The organism is Bacillus sp. 05T31, from assembly GCF_056396725.1.
The window spans coordinates 1-463 of record NZ_JBFTMA010001367.1 but is presented as its reverse complement, the minus strand read 5'-3'; the positions used below and the strand labels follow the sequence as shown (position 1 = coordinate 463).

The following is a 463-nucleotide window of genomic DNA, read 5'->3' as shown; positions in this document are numbered from 1 at the left end:
CTATAAAGCTGYAAATCATGCATCGCCCGCGTACAAGCGGTGTAGAACAATCTACGAACGCTCTCATCTTGGTATACTTCATCACTTGCATTATAAATAATAACAGCATCAAATTCGATACCCTTCGCTAAATAAGCAGGGATAACGACGATGCCTTGCTCGTACTCGGCTGAGTTACTTTTCACAAGTTTAATATTCTCGATATGACTAAGTGCTTCGTAGGCAGCGGCGCTTTCAGCTGCGGATTTACATATAATTGCGATCGTATTGTGCTGTTGTTTTTGTAGTTCAGCAACTTTGGAAGTGATACGCTCATGCAGCTCACTGTAATCCGAAACTTTAGTTACTGTAGGTTTTTCACCGTCACGTTCAAATGCATTAATGTTCTTTCCTTCAGGTACGAGGTCCCGTGTAAATTCAATTATCGGTTTTGTTGAACGATAGCTACGAGTTAAGTTAATGC

Annotated in this window: 1 protein-coding gene; it reads right to left on the bottom strand. The window is 40.9% G+C overall.

The features are described from left to right. Positions 1 to 463, bottom strand: a 463-nt coding sequence (locus AC1DJR_RS33335; RefSeq protein WP_477004604.1) for a 3'-5' exonuclease, incomplete at both ends; no start/stop codon positions are given.